Source organism: Leclercia barmai, from assembly GCF_049312895.1.
GTDB lineage: Bacteria > Pseudomonadota > Gammaproteobacteria > Enterobacterales > Enterobacteriaceae > Enterobacter > Enterobacter barmai.
This window is the reverse complement of the sequence record NZ_JBMNWZ010000002.1, coordinates 31,522-44,557: the sequence shown is the minus strand read 5'-3', so window position 1 is coordinate 44,557 and position 13,036 is coordinate 31,522. Positions and strand designations below refer to the sequence as shown.

The following is a 13,036-nucleotide window of genomic DNA, read 5'->3' as shown; positions in this document are numbered from 1 at the left end:
CGGCGATAATAGCATGTGTCGCGTACAGTGTTAATCCGACCACTCCACACGGGGCTGGTCAGCGATCTTTTCGCCAGGCATCGGCGGTTAAGGCTTCGCCAAAATGGCCGGCAATTAAACGTTTGGTCAAATCGTGAAGCGGTGCGGCCAGCACCGAGGCGGTACTGCCGCGCTCCACTACCGAGCCTTCATGCATCACCAGCACCTGATCGCTGATGTGCTTCATCATTCCCAGATGCTGGGTCACGTAGATATACGAGATACCCTGTTTTTCCTGCAATTCCAGCATCAGGTTGATTAACTGTGAACGCATCGACATATCCAGCGAGGCCAGCGCTTCGTCGGCGATGATCACTTTTGGACGCAGGATCAGCGCGCGGGCCAAACCCAGACGCTGTTTCTGGCCCGGTGCCAACATGTGCGGATAATAGCTGACGTGATCGGGCAGCAGCCCAACCATTCGCAGGGTCTCGATAATCTGTTTACGCCGCGCCTCCGGCTCAAGGTCGGTATTCAGACGCAGCGGAAAATCGAGGATCTGCGAGATACGCTGGCGCGGGTTCAGCGACGTGGACGGATCCTGAAAAATCATCCTGATCCGCTGGCTGCGGAACGAGTAATCGCCAAATTTCAGCAGATGGTCGTCAATCAGCACTTCACCATCGGAAGGCTCGATCATCCCGGCCAGCATTTTCGCCAGCGTTGATTTCCCGGAGCCGTTTTCACCGATGATCGCCAGAGTCTGCTTTTCGCGCAGGGTAAAGCTCAGCGGCTTTACCGCTTCGACGGTCTGGCGGTGGAATAAGCCGGTGCGATAGCGAAAGGTCTTACTCAGATTGCGCACTTCCAGCAGGGTTTCGACCATGTCACTCTCTCTCCATGTTCAGCGGGAAATGGCAGGCATATAGATGGTTTCTCGCCCCGGCCAGGCGCGGGGTTTCAATGCATTTCCGCTGGGCATACGGACAGCGCGGTCCCAGTCGACAGCCAATCGGCAGGTGCTCCAGCAGCGGAATAGCGCCCGGCAGAGTATTCAGGCGGCTTTTATGCGGCATGGAGCTGCCAAAATCGGGGATCGCACGGATCAGCGCCTGGGTATAAGGGTGATGCGGTGTGGTGATCAGGTCTTCGCTGCCGGCGGTCTCTACTGTCTGCCCGCAGTACATCACGTCAATCTTGTCCGCCCATTTGCTCAGCATCTGCAGGTCATGGCTGATTAGCAAAATGGTGGTGTTATTGTTCTGGTTAAGCCGGGTGAGCAGGCGGAAAATTTGCGCCTGGGTGGTGGGTTCCATGGCGTTGGTCGGTTCGTCGGCGATGAGCAGGCGCGGCTGGTTGGCCAGCGCAATGGCGATCATCACTTTCTGACACTCACCGTCGGTCAGCTCATACGGGAAGCTGCGCATGGCGTCTTTGTGATCCTTGATCCCCACCCGGTGTAACAGCTCGATGGCCCGGCGTTTGCGCCAGCCAAAACGCTGCCACCAGCGGCCCTTATAGGTCCAGCCGGGGATGTTCTGCATAAGCTGTTTGCCCACACGCTCCGACGGATCGAGACAGGATTGCGGCTCCTGGAAAATCATCGACACGTTGTGACCTACCAGCTTACGCCGCTCGCGAGCGGAAAGGCGCAGCAGGTCGATATCATCGAAACGCATACGGTCGGCGGTGACGCGCCAGTTATCTTTCGCCACGCCGCAGATCGCTTTCGCAATCAGGCTCTTGCCTGAACCTGATTCACCCACCAGACCGCGGATCTCGCCCTCGCTCAGGGTAATGCTGACGCGATCGACCGCTTTGACCCAGCCTTCGCCGGTTTTAAATTCAATCGTCAGATTGCGAATATCCAGTAACGGCATTATTCCACCCCCGCCACAATGGCGCGACGGATCCCGTCGCCAAGCAGGTTCACCAGTAATACGCTAATCATAATTGCCGCACCCGGCAGCATCACCGTCCAGGGCGCTACGTAGATCAGTTCCAGCGCGTCGCCCAGCATTGCGCCCCATTCCGGAGAGGGCAGCTGTGCGCCAAGATCGAGAAAACCGAGGGCAGCGATATCGAGGATCGCCATCGACAGGGCGCGGGTAATTTCCGTGACCATCCCGGAGGCGATATTGGGCAGCACCGCAAACCACAGAATATTCAGGGTGGTAGCGCCATCAAGACGGGCGGCCACCACATACTCTTTTTCCAGCTCATCATGCACCAGGCTGTAGACCGAGCGCACCATGCGCGGCAGCAGCGCCAGCCACACCGCAAACATGGCGTGGGTCAGATGCGGTCCAGCAAAAGCCACCACGATAATCGCCAGCAGCAGCGACGGGATCGACAGCAGCGTATCAAGAATATGGTTCGTCACCGCCGAGCGCAAACCGTGGGTCGCGCCGGCAACAATGCCTAACAGCAGACCACACAGCGTGGCAGCCAGCGTGACCACAAAGGCACCGCCCACCGTTGGCGCAGCACCGCTCAGCAGACGACTTAACACATCGCGCCCGAGGTCGTCGGTACCGAGGAAGAAGGAGACTTCGCCGTAGCGCGACCAGGACGGTGGCAGCAGCTGATAGCCGAGGTACTGCTGGTCGATGCCGTAAGGCGCAAACCAGGAGCCGAGGATGCACAGCAGCGCCAGGCCGCCGCAGCCGTACAGGCCGATCATCGCCGTGGTGTCGCCATAGAAGTTACGCCACACGGTGCGCAACGCACCGGGCGTGCGCTTTTCACTGTATACGCTATCGTAAGGCATACCATTCCTTATGTTTCAGCGGGTTAGCCATAGCGCCCAGAATATCGGATATCACATTAACGATGATCACCAGCGCGCCAATCACCATTACGCCCGCGGAGATCGCGGCATAGTCCTGCTGGCGAATGGCGTTGATCAGCCAGCGACCGAGGCCGGGCCAGCTGAAGACCATCTCGGTGATCATCGCCAGCGTCAGCATGGTGGAGAACTGCAGGCCAAGACGCGGGATCACCGGCGGCAGAGCATTATGCAACACGTGGCGACGTAAAATGGTAAACCGCGACAACCCGCGCGTGGCGGCAGCTTTGACATAGTTTTGATCAAAGACTTCGCTGGTGCTGATGCGCATCAGGCGGATCACCTCCGTGGTCGGTGCCACGGCCAGCGCCAGCACCGGCAACACCATGTGGCGCACGGCGCTGATGATCATCTCATGCCGCCAGACCGAATCTGAGAGCCAGGCGTCAATAATGGCGAATCCGGTCACGGTTTTCACCGCGTACAGCAGGTCAAAACGCCCGGACACCGGCAGCCAGCCCAGCGTCAGGGAGAAAAAGAGGGTCAGCAGCAGCGCCAGCCAGAAGACGGGAACCGAAAACCCGAGCAGGGCGAACGCGCTGATCAGCTTGTCCTGCCACTTGTTGCGGGTGATCCCGGCGAGCATTCCGACCGGGATCCCCACAACCAGCGCAAAGCCGAAGGCCAGGATGCACAGCTCCATGGTGGCGGGGAACACTTCTTTCAGCTGCTCGGCGATGGGCTGGCCGTTAATGCTGGAGACACCGAAGTCCCAGTGCAGCACCCCTTCAAACCAGAACCACCACGCGTTCCACAGGGAAGCACCCTGGAGCGGCGCGTGAGGGGTAAAGTAGCTCAGACTGAAGCCGACAAAGGTCAGGAAGAGGAGGGTGATCAGCAGCAACAGCAGCCGACGTAAGGTAAAAATAATCACGGTTTTTTCACCTCTTCCTGGTTCACGCGGGAGACGCCGGCAAAGGACGCATTACCAAACGGGCTGAGCACCAGACCTTTAATATCGTAACGGTACGCCTGCAGACGCAGGGACGAGGCCAGGGGCAGCACCGGCAGCTCTTTGGCGAGAATAATTTGCGCTTCATCATAGGCATCGATGCGCGCCGCCAGCTGCTGGGTCGACAGCGCTTTACGCAGGATGTCGTCAAACTCGCGGTTGCACCAGTGGGCGTAGTTGGTCTGGGAATCAATCGCCGCACAGCTCAGCAGCGGACGGAAGAAACTGTCCGGGTCGTTACTGTCTGTCGCCCAGCCTGTCAGGGTCAAATCATGGTTCATGTCCATCAGGCGCGCCTCCTGAAAACGGCCTTCTACCGGGATAATCACGACTTTGACCCCCACCTGCGCGAGGTCTGCCTGCAGCAGCTCGGCGGTTTTCAGCGGGCTGGGGTTCCAGGCCTGGGAGCTGGTGGGCACCCACAACTGCAGGGTGAGGTTTTCAGCCCCCAGCGCCTTCAGCTGTTCGCGTGATTTATCCGGATTGTATTCAGTAATTTTAGCCTCGCTATCGTAAGCCCACGAGGCGCGGGGCAAGATTGAGGCGGCAGTTTCGGCGGTACCGTAATAAATGGACTGCATCAGGCGCTGGTTATTGATCGCCAGCGCCAGAGCGTGACGAACGGCCGGGTTGTTCAGCGGCGGCTTGTTGGTGTTAAAGGCCAGATAGGCGATATTCATGCCCGGGCGCAGGGTCAGACGCAGGCGCGGATCGTCGCGCAGGATGGTCAGCTGGCTGGCGGCGGGCCATGCCAGAACATCACACTCGCCGGTGAGCAGTTTCGACAGACGTCCGGTTCCGCCGGAGCCTAAATCCACCACCACCTGCGGCATCAGCGGCGTGCCGCGCCAGAATTTCTCATGGCGCGCCAGACGCACGTACTGCCCGGCCCGGTACTCCTCAACCTGGAACGGCCCGGTCCCCACCGGCTGGCGGTCCATCAGCTCCATTTTATCCTGCAGGGTCAACTGGGTGGCGTACTCAGAAGACATCACCGAGGCGTAGTGCGTCGCCAGATGCCACAGGAAGGAGGCATCCGGGCGCGCCAGGGTGAACTCCACCGTGCGATTATCCAGTTTGCGCACGTTCTTCACCGTGTCGGCAAACTGCAGGCTGTCGAAGTAGGGGAAGTTGCCGCCATTAACGTAGTGCCACGGATGGTTGCGGTTAAAAATGCGCTGGAAGGTGAAGACCACATCATCCGCATTGAGTTTGCGGGTGGGCTTAAACCACGGTGTGGTCTGGAAGCTGACATCATCGCGCAGACGAAAACGGTACGTGGCACCGCTGTCCAGCACTTCCCAGCTTTCAGCCAGCTCCGGCACCAAACGATAGGTATAAGGATCCACATCCAGCAGGCGGTCATAGAGCTGGGCGGCGAGGGTGTCGACGATCAGGCCGCTGCTCGCTTTTTGCGGATTGAAGGTATTGACCTGCCCACTTACGCAGTAGACAAAGCCGCTGTCGCGAATATCCGCGCTATCCGCCTGCTCAGGCGCGGCAAAGGCCTGGCTACTGAGCAGACCGAGCGCAATCAGGGATGAGAAAACCAGACGCATAATTTTTAAGGTTTTTAGTGACGATCTGCAAAGTGTATCGCACTTACACCTGCTTCGTAAAAATGTCTGCGAATAGGTGCTGAATATCTCAGCGCATCTGATGCTTTTTGAGCAATGCCCTTAACTGATGGTAGGTCAGGCCCAGCAGTTCAGCCGCGCGTTTCTGATTAAATTTCGCCTCGCGCAGGCTCTGTTCCAGCAACTGCTTCTCCTGTTCCTGCTGGAACAGTCGCAAATCCAGCGGCAGAGTGGGGCTTGCAGATTGAGGTTTACTGACAGGCGACCGCGCGGGACGATGAAAAGGATCGATCACAATCTCATCCAGCTCGGTTTCGCTGCTGCCGTGGCGGTAGACGGAGCGCTCAACCACGTTTTTCAGCTCACGAATATTGCCCGGCCAGCGGTAGTCCAGCAGCGTTTCCCGGGCGTGCTGGCTGAAGCCGGGAAACAGCGGCAGACCCAGCTCGCGGCACATCTGAATGGCAAACTGCTCGGCCAGCAGCATGATATCGCTGCGCCGTTCGCGCAGCGGCGGCAGGTTGACGACGTCAAACGCCAGCCGGTCCAGCAGGTCGGCACGGAACCTGTCCTGCTCGACCATCTCCGGCAGATTGGCGTTCGTGGCGCACACCAGGCGCACGTTTACCTGCAGCGGCTGGCTGCCGCCCACGCGCTCCAGTTCGCCATACTCAATGACCCGCAGCAATTTTTCCTGCACCAGCATCGGGGCGGTCGCAAGCTCATCCAGGAACAGCGTGCCGCCATCGGCGCGTTCAAAGCGGCCGGGATGGCGACGCTGCGCGCCGGTAAAGGCCCCCGCCTCGTGGCCAAAGAGTTCGGTATCGAGCAAATTTTCATTCAGCGCGGCGCAGTTCAGGGAGATAAAGGGTCCATCCCAGCGCCCGGAGAGGTAATGAAGGCGGTTGGCAATCAGCTCTTTACCCGTGCCACGCTCGCCAATAATCAGCACTGGCTTATTCAGCGGCGCCAGCCTGGAGACCTGCTCCAGCACTTCGAGAAAGCTGTTGGCTTCCCCCAGTAGTGTGTCTTTGAATTCAGCCATGATGAAATTAACCACTTATTGGTGTGATTCACTAAGCGAGAGTAGGGCGGAATGGGCGAAAAAGCAATCACCTCGCGTAAAATCAACAAGATAAAAAACTGGCACGGGAATTGTATTAGCTAAACAGCAGGGCTCAGCCCGATAACAGAAAATGTGAGGATTCAATTATGGGTATTTTTTCTCGTTTTGCCGACATCGTGAACGCCAACATCAACTCGCTGCTGGAAAAGGCGGAAGATCCGCAGAAGCTGGTCCGTCTGATGATTCAGGAGATGGAAGATACGCTGGTCGAAGTGCGCTCAACCTCTGCCCGGGCGCTGGCCGAAAAGAAACAGCTGACGCGCCGTATTGAACAGGCCACCGCCCAGCAGGCCGAATGGCAGGAAAAAGCGGAGCTGGCGCTGCGCAAAGATAAAGAGGATCTGGCCCGTTCTGCGCTGATCGAAAAACAGAAGCTGACCGATATCGTCGCTACCCTGGAGCAGGAAGTGACCCTGGTGGATGAAACGCTCACCCGCATGAAGAAAGAGATTGCGGAGCTGGAGAACAAGCTGAGCGAAACCCGCGCCCGTCAGCAGGCCCTGACGCTGCGTCACCAGGCCGCCAACTCTTCGCGCGACGTGCGCCGTCAGCTCGACAGCGGCAAGATTGACGAGGCGATGGCCCGCTTCGAGTCCTTTGAACGCCGTATCGATCAGATGGAAGCCGAGGCGGAAAGCCACAGCTTTGGCAAACAGAAAACGCTGGATCAGCAGTTTGCCGATCTGAAAGCGGATGATGAAATCAGCGAGCAACTGGCCGCACTGAAGGCCAGAATGAAACAAGACAATCAATAATAACGACTGCGGCGCCTGCTGGCGCCGCCACTCATAAAACAAGGAGTAGACATGAGCGCGCTTTTTCTTGCCATTCCGCTGACCATTTTCGTGCTGTTTGTCCTGCCGATCTGGTTGTGGCTGCACTACAGTAACCGTTCTTCCCGGGGAGAGCTGTCGCAAAGCGAACACCAGCGCCTGGCGCAATTAACTCAGGACGCAAATAAAATGCGCGAACGTATTCAGGCGCTGGAAGCGATCCTGGATGCGGAACATCCGAACTGGAGGGATCGCTAATGGCTCTGAACCTGAATAAAAAATTATGGCGTATACCCCAGCAGGGGATGGTACGCGGCGTCTGTGCCGGGCTGGCGCATTACCTCGACGTGCCGGTGAAACTGGTACGCGTGGTGACGGTGCTCTCCATTTTCTTTGGCCTGGCCTTTATTACCCTGGTGGCCTATATCATTTTATCCTTCGTGCTGGACCCGATGCCGGACGGCGCGATGAGCGATGAAAATGCCCCCACCAGCAGTGAATTACTGGATGCGGTGGATGCCGAACTGTCGGCAGGCGAAAAGCGCCTGCGGGAAATGGAGCGGTACGTCACCTCGGACACCTTTACGCTGCGAAGCCGTTTTCGTCAGCTTTAACTGAGAGACCTGATATGAACCAACGCTGGCAACAGGCCGGGCAGCGCGTTAAGCCGGGCATGAAAATCGCAGGGAAGCTGGTATTACTGACCGCACTGCGTTACGGTCCCGCGGGCGTAGCGGGCTGGGCGATTAAATCGGTCGCCCGTAAGCCGGTAAGAATGTTGCTGGCCGTCGCGCTGGAGCCGTTACTGAAGAAGCTCGCGACCCGCGTTTCCCGCCGTTATTTCTCCTGATCTCCCATTGAATGAGTCCTTTCCTTAATCCGGAAAGGACTTGTAACGCTTTTCACCGTTTTTCCCTCTTTATTTGCGGCAGTTCACATTAATGCGCTGAGCTGGTTTGCGAACCTCTTTTTCTGCCTGCTGGTCCGTTGACAGACATTTTTCATGGGAGTAGATTGCCATTCCGTGGGACCGCTACCATGGAAAACAATGTGAACACTAAAATTAACGATTTAATCAGTTTGGTTTACGGGGGTTCTTTTTCTGAAGCGCACCTGGCTGTGCTGTTTGAGAAAATCGAAAAAGCTTGCTCTGTAATTACTGAAAAGCGTAAAACGGGTTGGGATGAAAAAGATGTTGTCCTGATTACCTATGCCGATCAGTTCACTGCGAAAGGGAAGGGAGCACTGCCGGTATTTACCCAATTTTATAATGAGTGGCTGGCTCGTTCCTTTTCTCATGTCCATCTTCTGCCTTTTTATCCCTGGTCTTCTGACGATGGTTTTTCCGTGATTGATTATCACGCCGTCGCCCTTGAAACTGGAACATGGAATGATATTGCTGAATTAAAGCAGTCAACTAATTTAATGTTTGATTTCGTGTGCAACCATATGTCGGCAAAAAGTCAGTGGTTTGCAAATTATCTTAATCAAACGCCTGGCTATGAAGATTTCTTTATTTCAGTCGATCCTGAAACCGACCTGTCGGCTGTCACGCGCCCCCGGGCATTGCCGCTGTTGACGCCTTTCACCCTCCATGACGGAACCGTCCGACACCTGTGGACCACCTTCAGCGAGGACCAGGTCGATCTCAATTTCGCCTCGCCTCAGGTGCTGATCGCAATGGTGGATGTGCTGCTTCATTACCTTGTTGAAGGGGCGAGCTATATCCGTCTGGATGCTGTCGGGTTTATGTGGAAGATACCAGGCACAAGCTGCATTCATCTTGAGAATACCCACCGTCTTATCCAGCTTTTCCGCGCCATTTCTGACAGGGTGGCGCCGGGCACGGTGCTGATCACCGAGACCAACGTACCGCACAAAGACAACATCTCTTACTTTGGTGATGGCGAAAATGAAGCGCAGATGGTGTATCAGTTCTCATTACCTCCGCTTGTCCTGCATGCCGTTCATCGTCAGGATGTCCGGGCTCTTTGCGAGTGGGCTGCATCGCTGAAGCTGCCTTCGCAGCAAACTACCTGGTTCAACTTTTTGGCGTCGCACGACGGCATAGGTCTCAATCCGCTACGCGGTATCTTACCTGAGACCGAAATTCTCTCTCTGGTAGAACTACTCCAGAATGAAGGTGCATTGGTTAACTGGAAAAATAATCCTGATGGCACGCGAAGCCCGTATGAAATAAATGTCACTTATCTCGATGCGCTAAGCCATAAGGAGAGTGACAATCATCAACGCATAGCCCGATTTATACTGGCGCACGCTGTGCTATTAAGTTTCCCTGGCGTTCCGGCAATCTATATTCAGAGTATTCTTGGTTCACGTAATGATTATGGCGGAGTTGAGCGTCTGGGATATAACAGGGCGATTAACCGCAGAAAATACGTTGCCGGGGAAATCGACGGCGAGCTCGTTGATCATAATAATATCCGACATGGTATATATCATAAATTAAGCGAGTTAATCGCGCTGCGCCGGGCGGAAAAAGCATTCCATCCGGACAGTGAAGCAATGTTTGAAACCGTCGGTGAGCATATTTTTAAGATTATTCGCACCGCAACGAACGGCGAGCGCATTACGGCCTTGTTTAACTTCAGCAATCAATATCAAAACCTTTATACAGATATTAATACCGGCAGGGAATTGATCGCCGGAAACGCTATTAACGGTACTACTTTGACCCTTAATCCATGGCAGGTCATGTGGATTAAAGAAAACTAAAAAGGACCTTAAAAATGAAAATGCCCAGGATTGTGCTGATATCAGCACTGGTTTCGTGCGCCCTGTTAACAGGCTGCAAGGAAGATAAAAAAACGTCGGTCACCATCGAGTTTATGCACTCGTCGGTGGAACAGGAGCGTCAGGCAGTTATCACCAAACTGATTGAGAAATTCGAAAAAGAGAATCCATCCATCAGGGTGAAACAGGTCCCGGTGGAAGAGGATGCCTACAACACCAAGGTGATTACCCTGGCTCGTACCGGCGCGCTGCCTGAAGTGATCGAAGTCAGCCATGATTACGCCAAGGTCATGGACAAGGAGCAGTTGCTGGATCGCGTGGCGATCGGCGAAGCCATTAAAGCCGTAGGCGAAAACACTTTCTACGACGGCATCCTGCGGGTGGTGCGCACGGAAGACGGCGAAGCCTGGACAGGGGTGCCCATCAGCGCCTGGCTGTCCGGCGTCTGGTATCACAAAGATGTCCTCGCGGCTGCGGGCATTGAGGAGCCACATAACTGGGAAGAGTTGCTGAAAGCCAGCCAGAAGCTTAACGATCCGGCCAAAAAACATTACGGCATCGCCCTGCCCACCGCGGAAAGCGTCATGACGGAGCAAGCGTTCTCGCAGTTTGCCCTTTCGGGTGGTGCAAACGTGTTTAATGCTAAAGGCGATGTCGAAATCGATACACCGGAAATGGCCAACGCGCTGGCGTTTTATAAACGTCTGGCAGCCACAACCATGCCGGGCTCGAACGACGTTATGGAGATCAAGGACGCCTTTATGAACGGCTCTGCGCCGATGGCCGTTTACTCCACCTATATCCTTCCGGCGGTCTACAAAGATGGAGATCCCGCCAACCTTGGGTTTGTCGTGCCGACAGAAAAGTCTTCCGCCGTCTACGGCATGGTCACGTCGCTGACCATCACCACCGGACAGGCCGAAGAAGAGACCAAAGCGGCAGAGAAGTTTGTCATCTGGATGGAGCAGGCTCAAAACGCCACGGACTGGGTGATGATGTCTCCGGGCGCCGCGCTGCCGGTGAATAAGCTGGTGGTCGGTACCGATACCTGGAAAAACAACGAGGTGATTAAAGCTTTTGGCCAGTTGCCTTACGAACTGATCTCGCAGTTCCCGAATGTGCAGGTGTTTGGCGCGGTGGGCGACAAGAACTTCACCCGCATGGGCGACGTAACGGGGTCCGGCATCATCAGCTCTATGGTGCATAACGTGACGGTGGGGCAACAGGACCTCAACGCAACGTTAAGCAACAGTCAGAAGCGACTGACTGACCTGATTTCACAACGATAGGCGCGCTGCGGAAGGGAATTATGAAGACGTTGTTTTCTGGTCGTTCAGATATGCCTTTCGCCATGCTGCTGTTGGCCCCCAGCCTGATTTTGCTGGGGGGCCTGGTGGCCTGGCCAATGATTTCCAACATTGAAATCAGTTTTTTACGCTTGCCGTTAAATCCGCGGGTGAGCGCCGTGTTTGTCGGGCTGGATAACTACATCCGCATCCTGAGTGACCCGGCCTTCTGGCACTCGTTATGGATGACCTTCTGGTATACGGCGCTGGTGGTGATGGGCAGTACCGGGTTAGGGCTGGCCGTCGCCATCTTCTTTAACCGGGAGTTTCGCCTGCGCAAAACGGCGCGTTCACTGGTGATCCTCTCCTACGTGACGCCGTCGATTTCACTGGTGTTTGCCTGGAAATACATGTTCAACAACGGCTACGGCATTGTGAACTACCTGGGGGTGGATCTGCTGCATCTCTATGACCAGGCCCCGCTGTGGTTCGACAACCCGGGCAGCAGTTTTGTGCTGGTGGTGCTGTTCGCCATCTGGCGCTATTTCCCGTACGCCTTTATCTCGTTCCTGGCGATTTTGCAGACCATCGATAAGTCGTTGTACGAAGCGGCAGAGATGGACGGAGCCAACGCCTGGCAGAGGTTTCGCATCGTCACGCTGCCGGCGATTATGCCGGTGCTGGCCACGGTCATCACCCTGCGAACCATCTGGATGTTCTACATGTTTGCGGATGTGTATCTGCTGACCACCAAGGTCGATATTCTGGGCGTTTATCTCTACAAAACCGCCTTTGCCTTCAACGACCTCGGGAAAGCCGCCGCTATTTCTGTGGTGCTGTTTGTGATCATCTTCGCCGTCATTCTGCTGACCAGAAAAAGGGTAAACCTCAATGGCAACAAATAAACGCGTACTGGGCCGTATTGGTTTTTATCTGGGGCTGGCGGTGTTTTTGATTATCACGCTGTTCCCGTTCTTCGTGATGCTGATGACCTCATTCAAAAGCGCGAAGGAGGCGATATCGCTGCACCCGACCATTCTGCCGCAGGCGTGGACGCTGCAGCATTATGTCGACATCTTTAATCCGCTGATCTTCCCGTTTGTGGATTACTTCCGCAACAGCATGGTGGTGTCGCTCACCTCGTCGGTTATTGCCGTTTTCCTCGGCACGCTTGGCGCGTACGCCCTGTCCAAACTGCGTTTCAAAGGCCGGGCGACCATCAATGCGAGCTTTTACACCGTCTATATGTTCTCCGGCATTTTGCTGGTGGTGCCGCTGTTCAAAATTATCACCGCGTTAGGCATCTATGACACCGAACTGGCACTGATCATTACCATGGTGACCCAGACGTTGCCGACGGCGGTATTCATGCTGCGCAGCTATTTCGACACCATTCCGGACGAGATAGAAGAAGCCGCGATGATGGATGGCCTCAACCGGCTGCAAATCATCTTTCGCATCACCGTGCCGCTGGCCATTTCGGGGCTGGTCTCGGTCTTTGTCTACTGCTTCATGGTGGCGTGGAACGACTATCTGTTTGCCTCCATTTTCCTCTCCAGCGCCAGCAACTTCACCCTGCCGGTTGGGCTGAACACGCTCTTCAGCACCCCGGATTACATCTGGGGGCGGATGATGGCGGCCTCGCTGGTGACGGCACTGCCGGTGGTGATCATGTATGCGCTGTCTGAACGTTTTATTAAAAGTGGTTTGACCGCCGGTGGCGTTAAGGGCTGAGGCGGCC

General features: G+C 55.8%; 14 protein-coding genes. 8 read left to right on the top strand and 6 right to left on the bottom strand.

The genetic code is table 11. From position 1 onward, the window contains the following. Nucleotides 1-58 precede the first annotated feature (58 nt). The 6 genes from sapF to pspF form a co-directional block, all read right to left on the bottom strand. Nucleotides 59-865, bottom strand: coding sequence for a putrescine export ABC transporter ATP-binding protein SapF (gene sapF / locus ACOYA6_RS08540; protein ID WP_138369197.1), 807 nt, complete (start codon nt 863-865; stop codon nt 59-61). Between the two features lies 1 nt (nt 866). After that, the gene (sapD, locus tag ACOYA6_RS08535; RefSeq protein ID WP_039031870.1) at nt 867-1,859 is read right to left on the bottom strand and encodes a putrescine export ABC transporter ATP-binding protein SapD; all 993 of its coding nucleotides are present in this window, start codon (nt 1,857-1,859) and stop codon (nt 867-869) included. Further along, nucleotides 1,859-2,749, bottom strand: a complete 891-nt coding sequence (gene sapC / locus ACOYA6_RS08530; protein ID WP_422654537.1) for a putrescine export ABC transporter permease SapC — start codon at nt 2,747-2,749, stop codon at nt 1,859-1,861. Before sapC ends, sapD begins: the two co-directional genes overlap by 1 nt. Then, nucleotides 2,736-3,701 (bottom strand): putrescine export ABC transporter permease SapB, encoded by a 966-nt coding sequence (gene sapB / locus ACOYA6_RS08525; protein WP_039031872.1) that lies wholly within the window; start codon nt 3,699-3,701, stop codon nt 2,736-2,738. Before sapB ends, sapC begins: the two co-directional genes overlap by 14 nt. Then, entirely contained in the window at nt 3,698-5,338 is a 1,641-nt protein-coding gene (sapA, locus tag ACOYA6_RS08520; RefSeq protein ID WP_039031873.1) for an ABC transporter substrate-binding protein SapA, read from the bottom strand. Before sapA ends, sapB begins: the two co-directional genes overlap by 4 nt. Nucleotides 5,339-5,426: 88 nt before the next feature. Beyond that, nucleotides 5,427-6,401 carry a phage shock protein operon transcriptional activator gene (gene pspF, locus ACOYA6_RS08515; protein ID WP_138369195.1) on the bottom strand — a complete coding sequence of 325 codons (975 nt, stop codon included), beginning with the start codon at nt 6,399-6,401 and terminating at the stop codon, nt 5,427-5,429. Nucleotides 6,402-6,568: 167 nt separating this feature from the next. Between pspF and pspA the strand changes: the two genes are divergently transcribed. From pspA to ACOYA6_RS08475, 8 genes are all read left to right on the top strand, one after another. Next, nucleotides 6,569-7,237 (top strand): phage shock protein PspA, encoded by a 669-nt coding sequence (pspA, locus tag ACOYA6_RS08510; protein ID WP_422654536.1) that lies wholly within the window; start codon nt 6,569-6,571, stop codon nt 7,235-7,237. A 51-nt stretch (nt 7,238-7,288) separates the two neighbouring features. Next, nucleotides 7,289-7,513: an envelope stress response membrane protein PspB gene (gene pspB / locus ACOYA6_RS08505; RefSeq protein ID WP_039031876.1), complete on the top strand. Its 225-nt coding sequence runs from the start codon at nt 7,289-7,291 to the stop codon at nt 7,511-7,513. Continuing rightward, entirely contained in the window at nt 7,513-7,869 is a 357-nt protein-coding gene (pspC, locus tag ACOYA6_RS08500; RefSeq protein WP_039031877.1) for an envelope stress response membrane protein PspC, read from the top strand. Before pspB ends, pspC begins: the two co-directional genes overlap by 1 nt. Nucleotides 7,870-7,883: 14 nt before the next feature. After that, a complete protein-coding gene (gene pspD / locus ACOYA6_RS08495) occupies nt 7,884-8,105 on the top strand; it encodes a phage shock protein PspD (RefSeq protein ID WP_039031878.1) in 222 nt (73 codons plus the stop codon). Nucleotides 8,106-8,293: 188 nt separating this feature from the next. Then, nucleotides 8,294-9,991 (top strand): sugar phosphorylase, encoded by a 1,698-nt coding sequence (locus ACOYA6_RS08490; RefSeq protein ID WP_422654535.1) that lies wholly within the window; start codon nt 8,294-8,296, stop codon nt 9,989-9,991. Nucleotides 9,992-10,005: 14 nt separating this feature from the next. Continuing rightward, entirely contained in the window at nt 10,006-11,298 is a 1,293-nt protein-coding gene (locus ACOYA6_RS08485; protein ID WP_422654534.1) for an ABC transporter substrate-binding protein, read from the top strand. Nucleotides 11,299-11,318: 20 nt separating this feature from the next. Continuing rightward, entirely contained in the window at nt 11,319-12,200 is an 882-nt protein-coding gene (locus ACOYA6_RS08480) for a carbohydrate ABC transporter permease (RefSeq protein ID WP_250584003.1), read from the top strand. Further along, complete coding sequence (locus ACOYA6_RS08475) at nt 12,187-13,029, top strand: carbohydrate ABC transporter permease (RefSeq protein ID WP_032611132.1); 843 nt, start codon at nt 12,187-12,189, stop codon at nt 13,027-13,029. Before ACOYA6_RS08480 ends, ACOYA6_RS08475 begins: the two co-directional genes overlap by 14 nt. Nucleotides 13,030-13,036: the final 7 nt, after the last annotated feature.

What these genes read in the sequence shown, in the direction of transcription:
- sapF (WP_138369197.1), bottom strand. Translation starts at nt 865, where the DNA reads ATGGTCGAAACCCTGCTGGAAGTGCGCAATCTGAGTAAGACCTTTCGC.
- sapD (WP_039031870.1), bottom strand. Translation starts at nt 1,859, where the DNA reads ATGCCGTTACTGGATATTCGCAATCTGACGATTGAATTTAAAACCGGC.
- sapC (WP_422654537.1), bottom strand. Translation starts at nt 2,749, where the DNA reads ATGCCTTACGATAGCGTATACAGTGAAAAGCGCACGCCCGGTGCGTTG.
- sapA (WP_039031873.1), bottom strand. Translation starts at nt 5,338, where the DNA reads ATGCGTCTGGTTTTCTCATCCCTGATTGCGCTCGGTCTGCTCAGTAGC.
- pspF (WP_138369195.1), bottom strand. Translation starts at nt 6,401, where the DNA reads ATGGCTGAATTCAAAGACACACTACTGGGGGAAGCCAACAGCTTTCTC.
- pspA (WP_422654536.1), top strand. Translation starts at nt 6,569, where the DNA reads ATGGGTATTTTTTCTCGTTTTGCCGACATCGTGAACGCCAACATCAAC.
- pspB (WP_039031876.1), top strand. Translation starts at nt 7,289, where the DNA reads ATGAGCGCGCTTTTTCTTGCCATTCCGCTGACCATTTTCGTGCTGTTT.
- pspC (WP_039031877.1), top strand. Translation starts at nt 7,513, where the DNA reads ATGGCTCTGAACCTGAATAAAAAATTATGGCGTATACCCCAGCAGGGG.
- pspD (WP_039031878.1), top strand. Translation starts at nt 7,884, where the DNA reads ATGAACCAACGCTGGCAACAGGCCGGGCAGCGCGTTAAGCCGGGCATG.
- ACOYA6_RS08490 (WP_422654535.1), top strand. Translation starts at nt 8,294, where the DNA reads ATGGAAAACAATGTGAACACTAAAATTAACGATTTAATCAGTTTGGTT.
- ACOYA6_RS08485 (WP_422654534.1), top strand. Translation starts at nt 10,006, where the DNA reads ATGAAAATGCCCAGGATTGTGCTGATATCAGCACTGGTTTCGTGCGCC.
- ACOYA6_RS08480 (WP_250584003.1), top strand. Translation starts at nt 11,319, where the DNA reads ATGAAGACGTTGTTTTCTGGTCGTTCAGATATGCCTTTCGCCATGCTG.
- ACOYA6_RS08475 (WP_032611132.1), top strand. Translation starts at nt 12,187, where the DNA reads ATGGCAACAAATAAACGCGTACTGGGCCGTATTGGTTTTTATCTGGGG.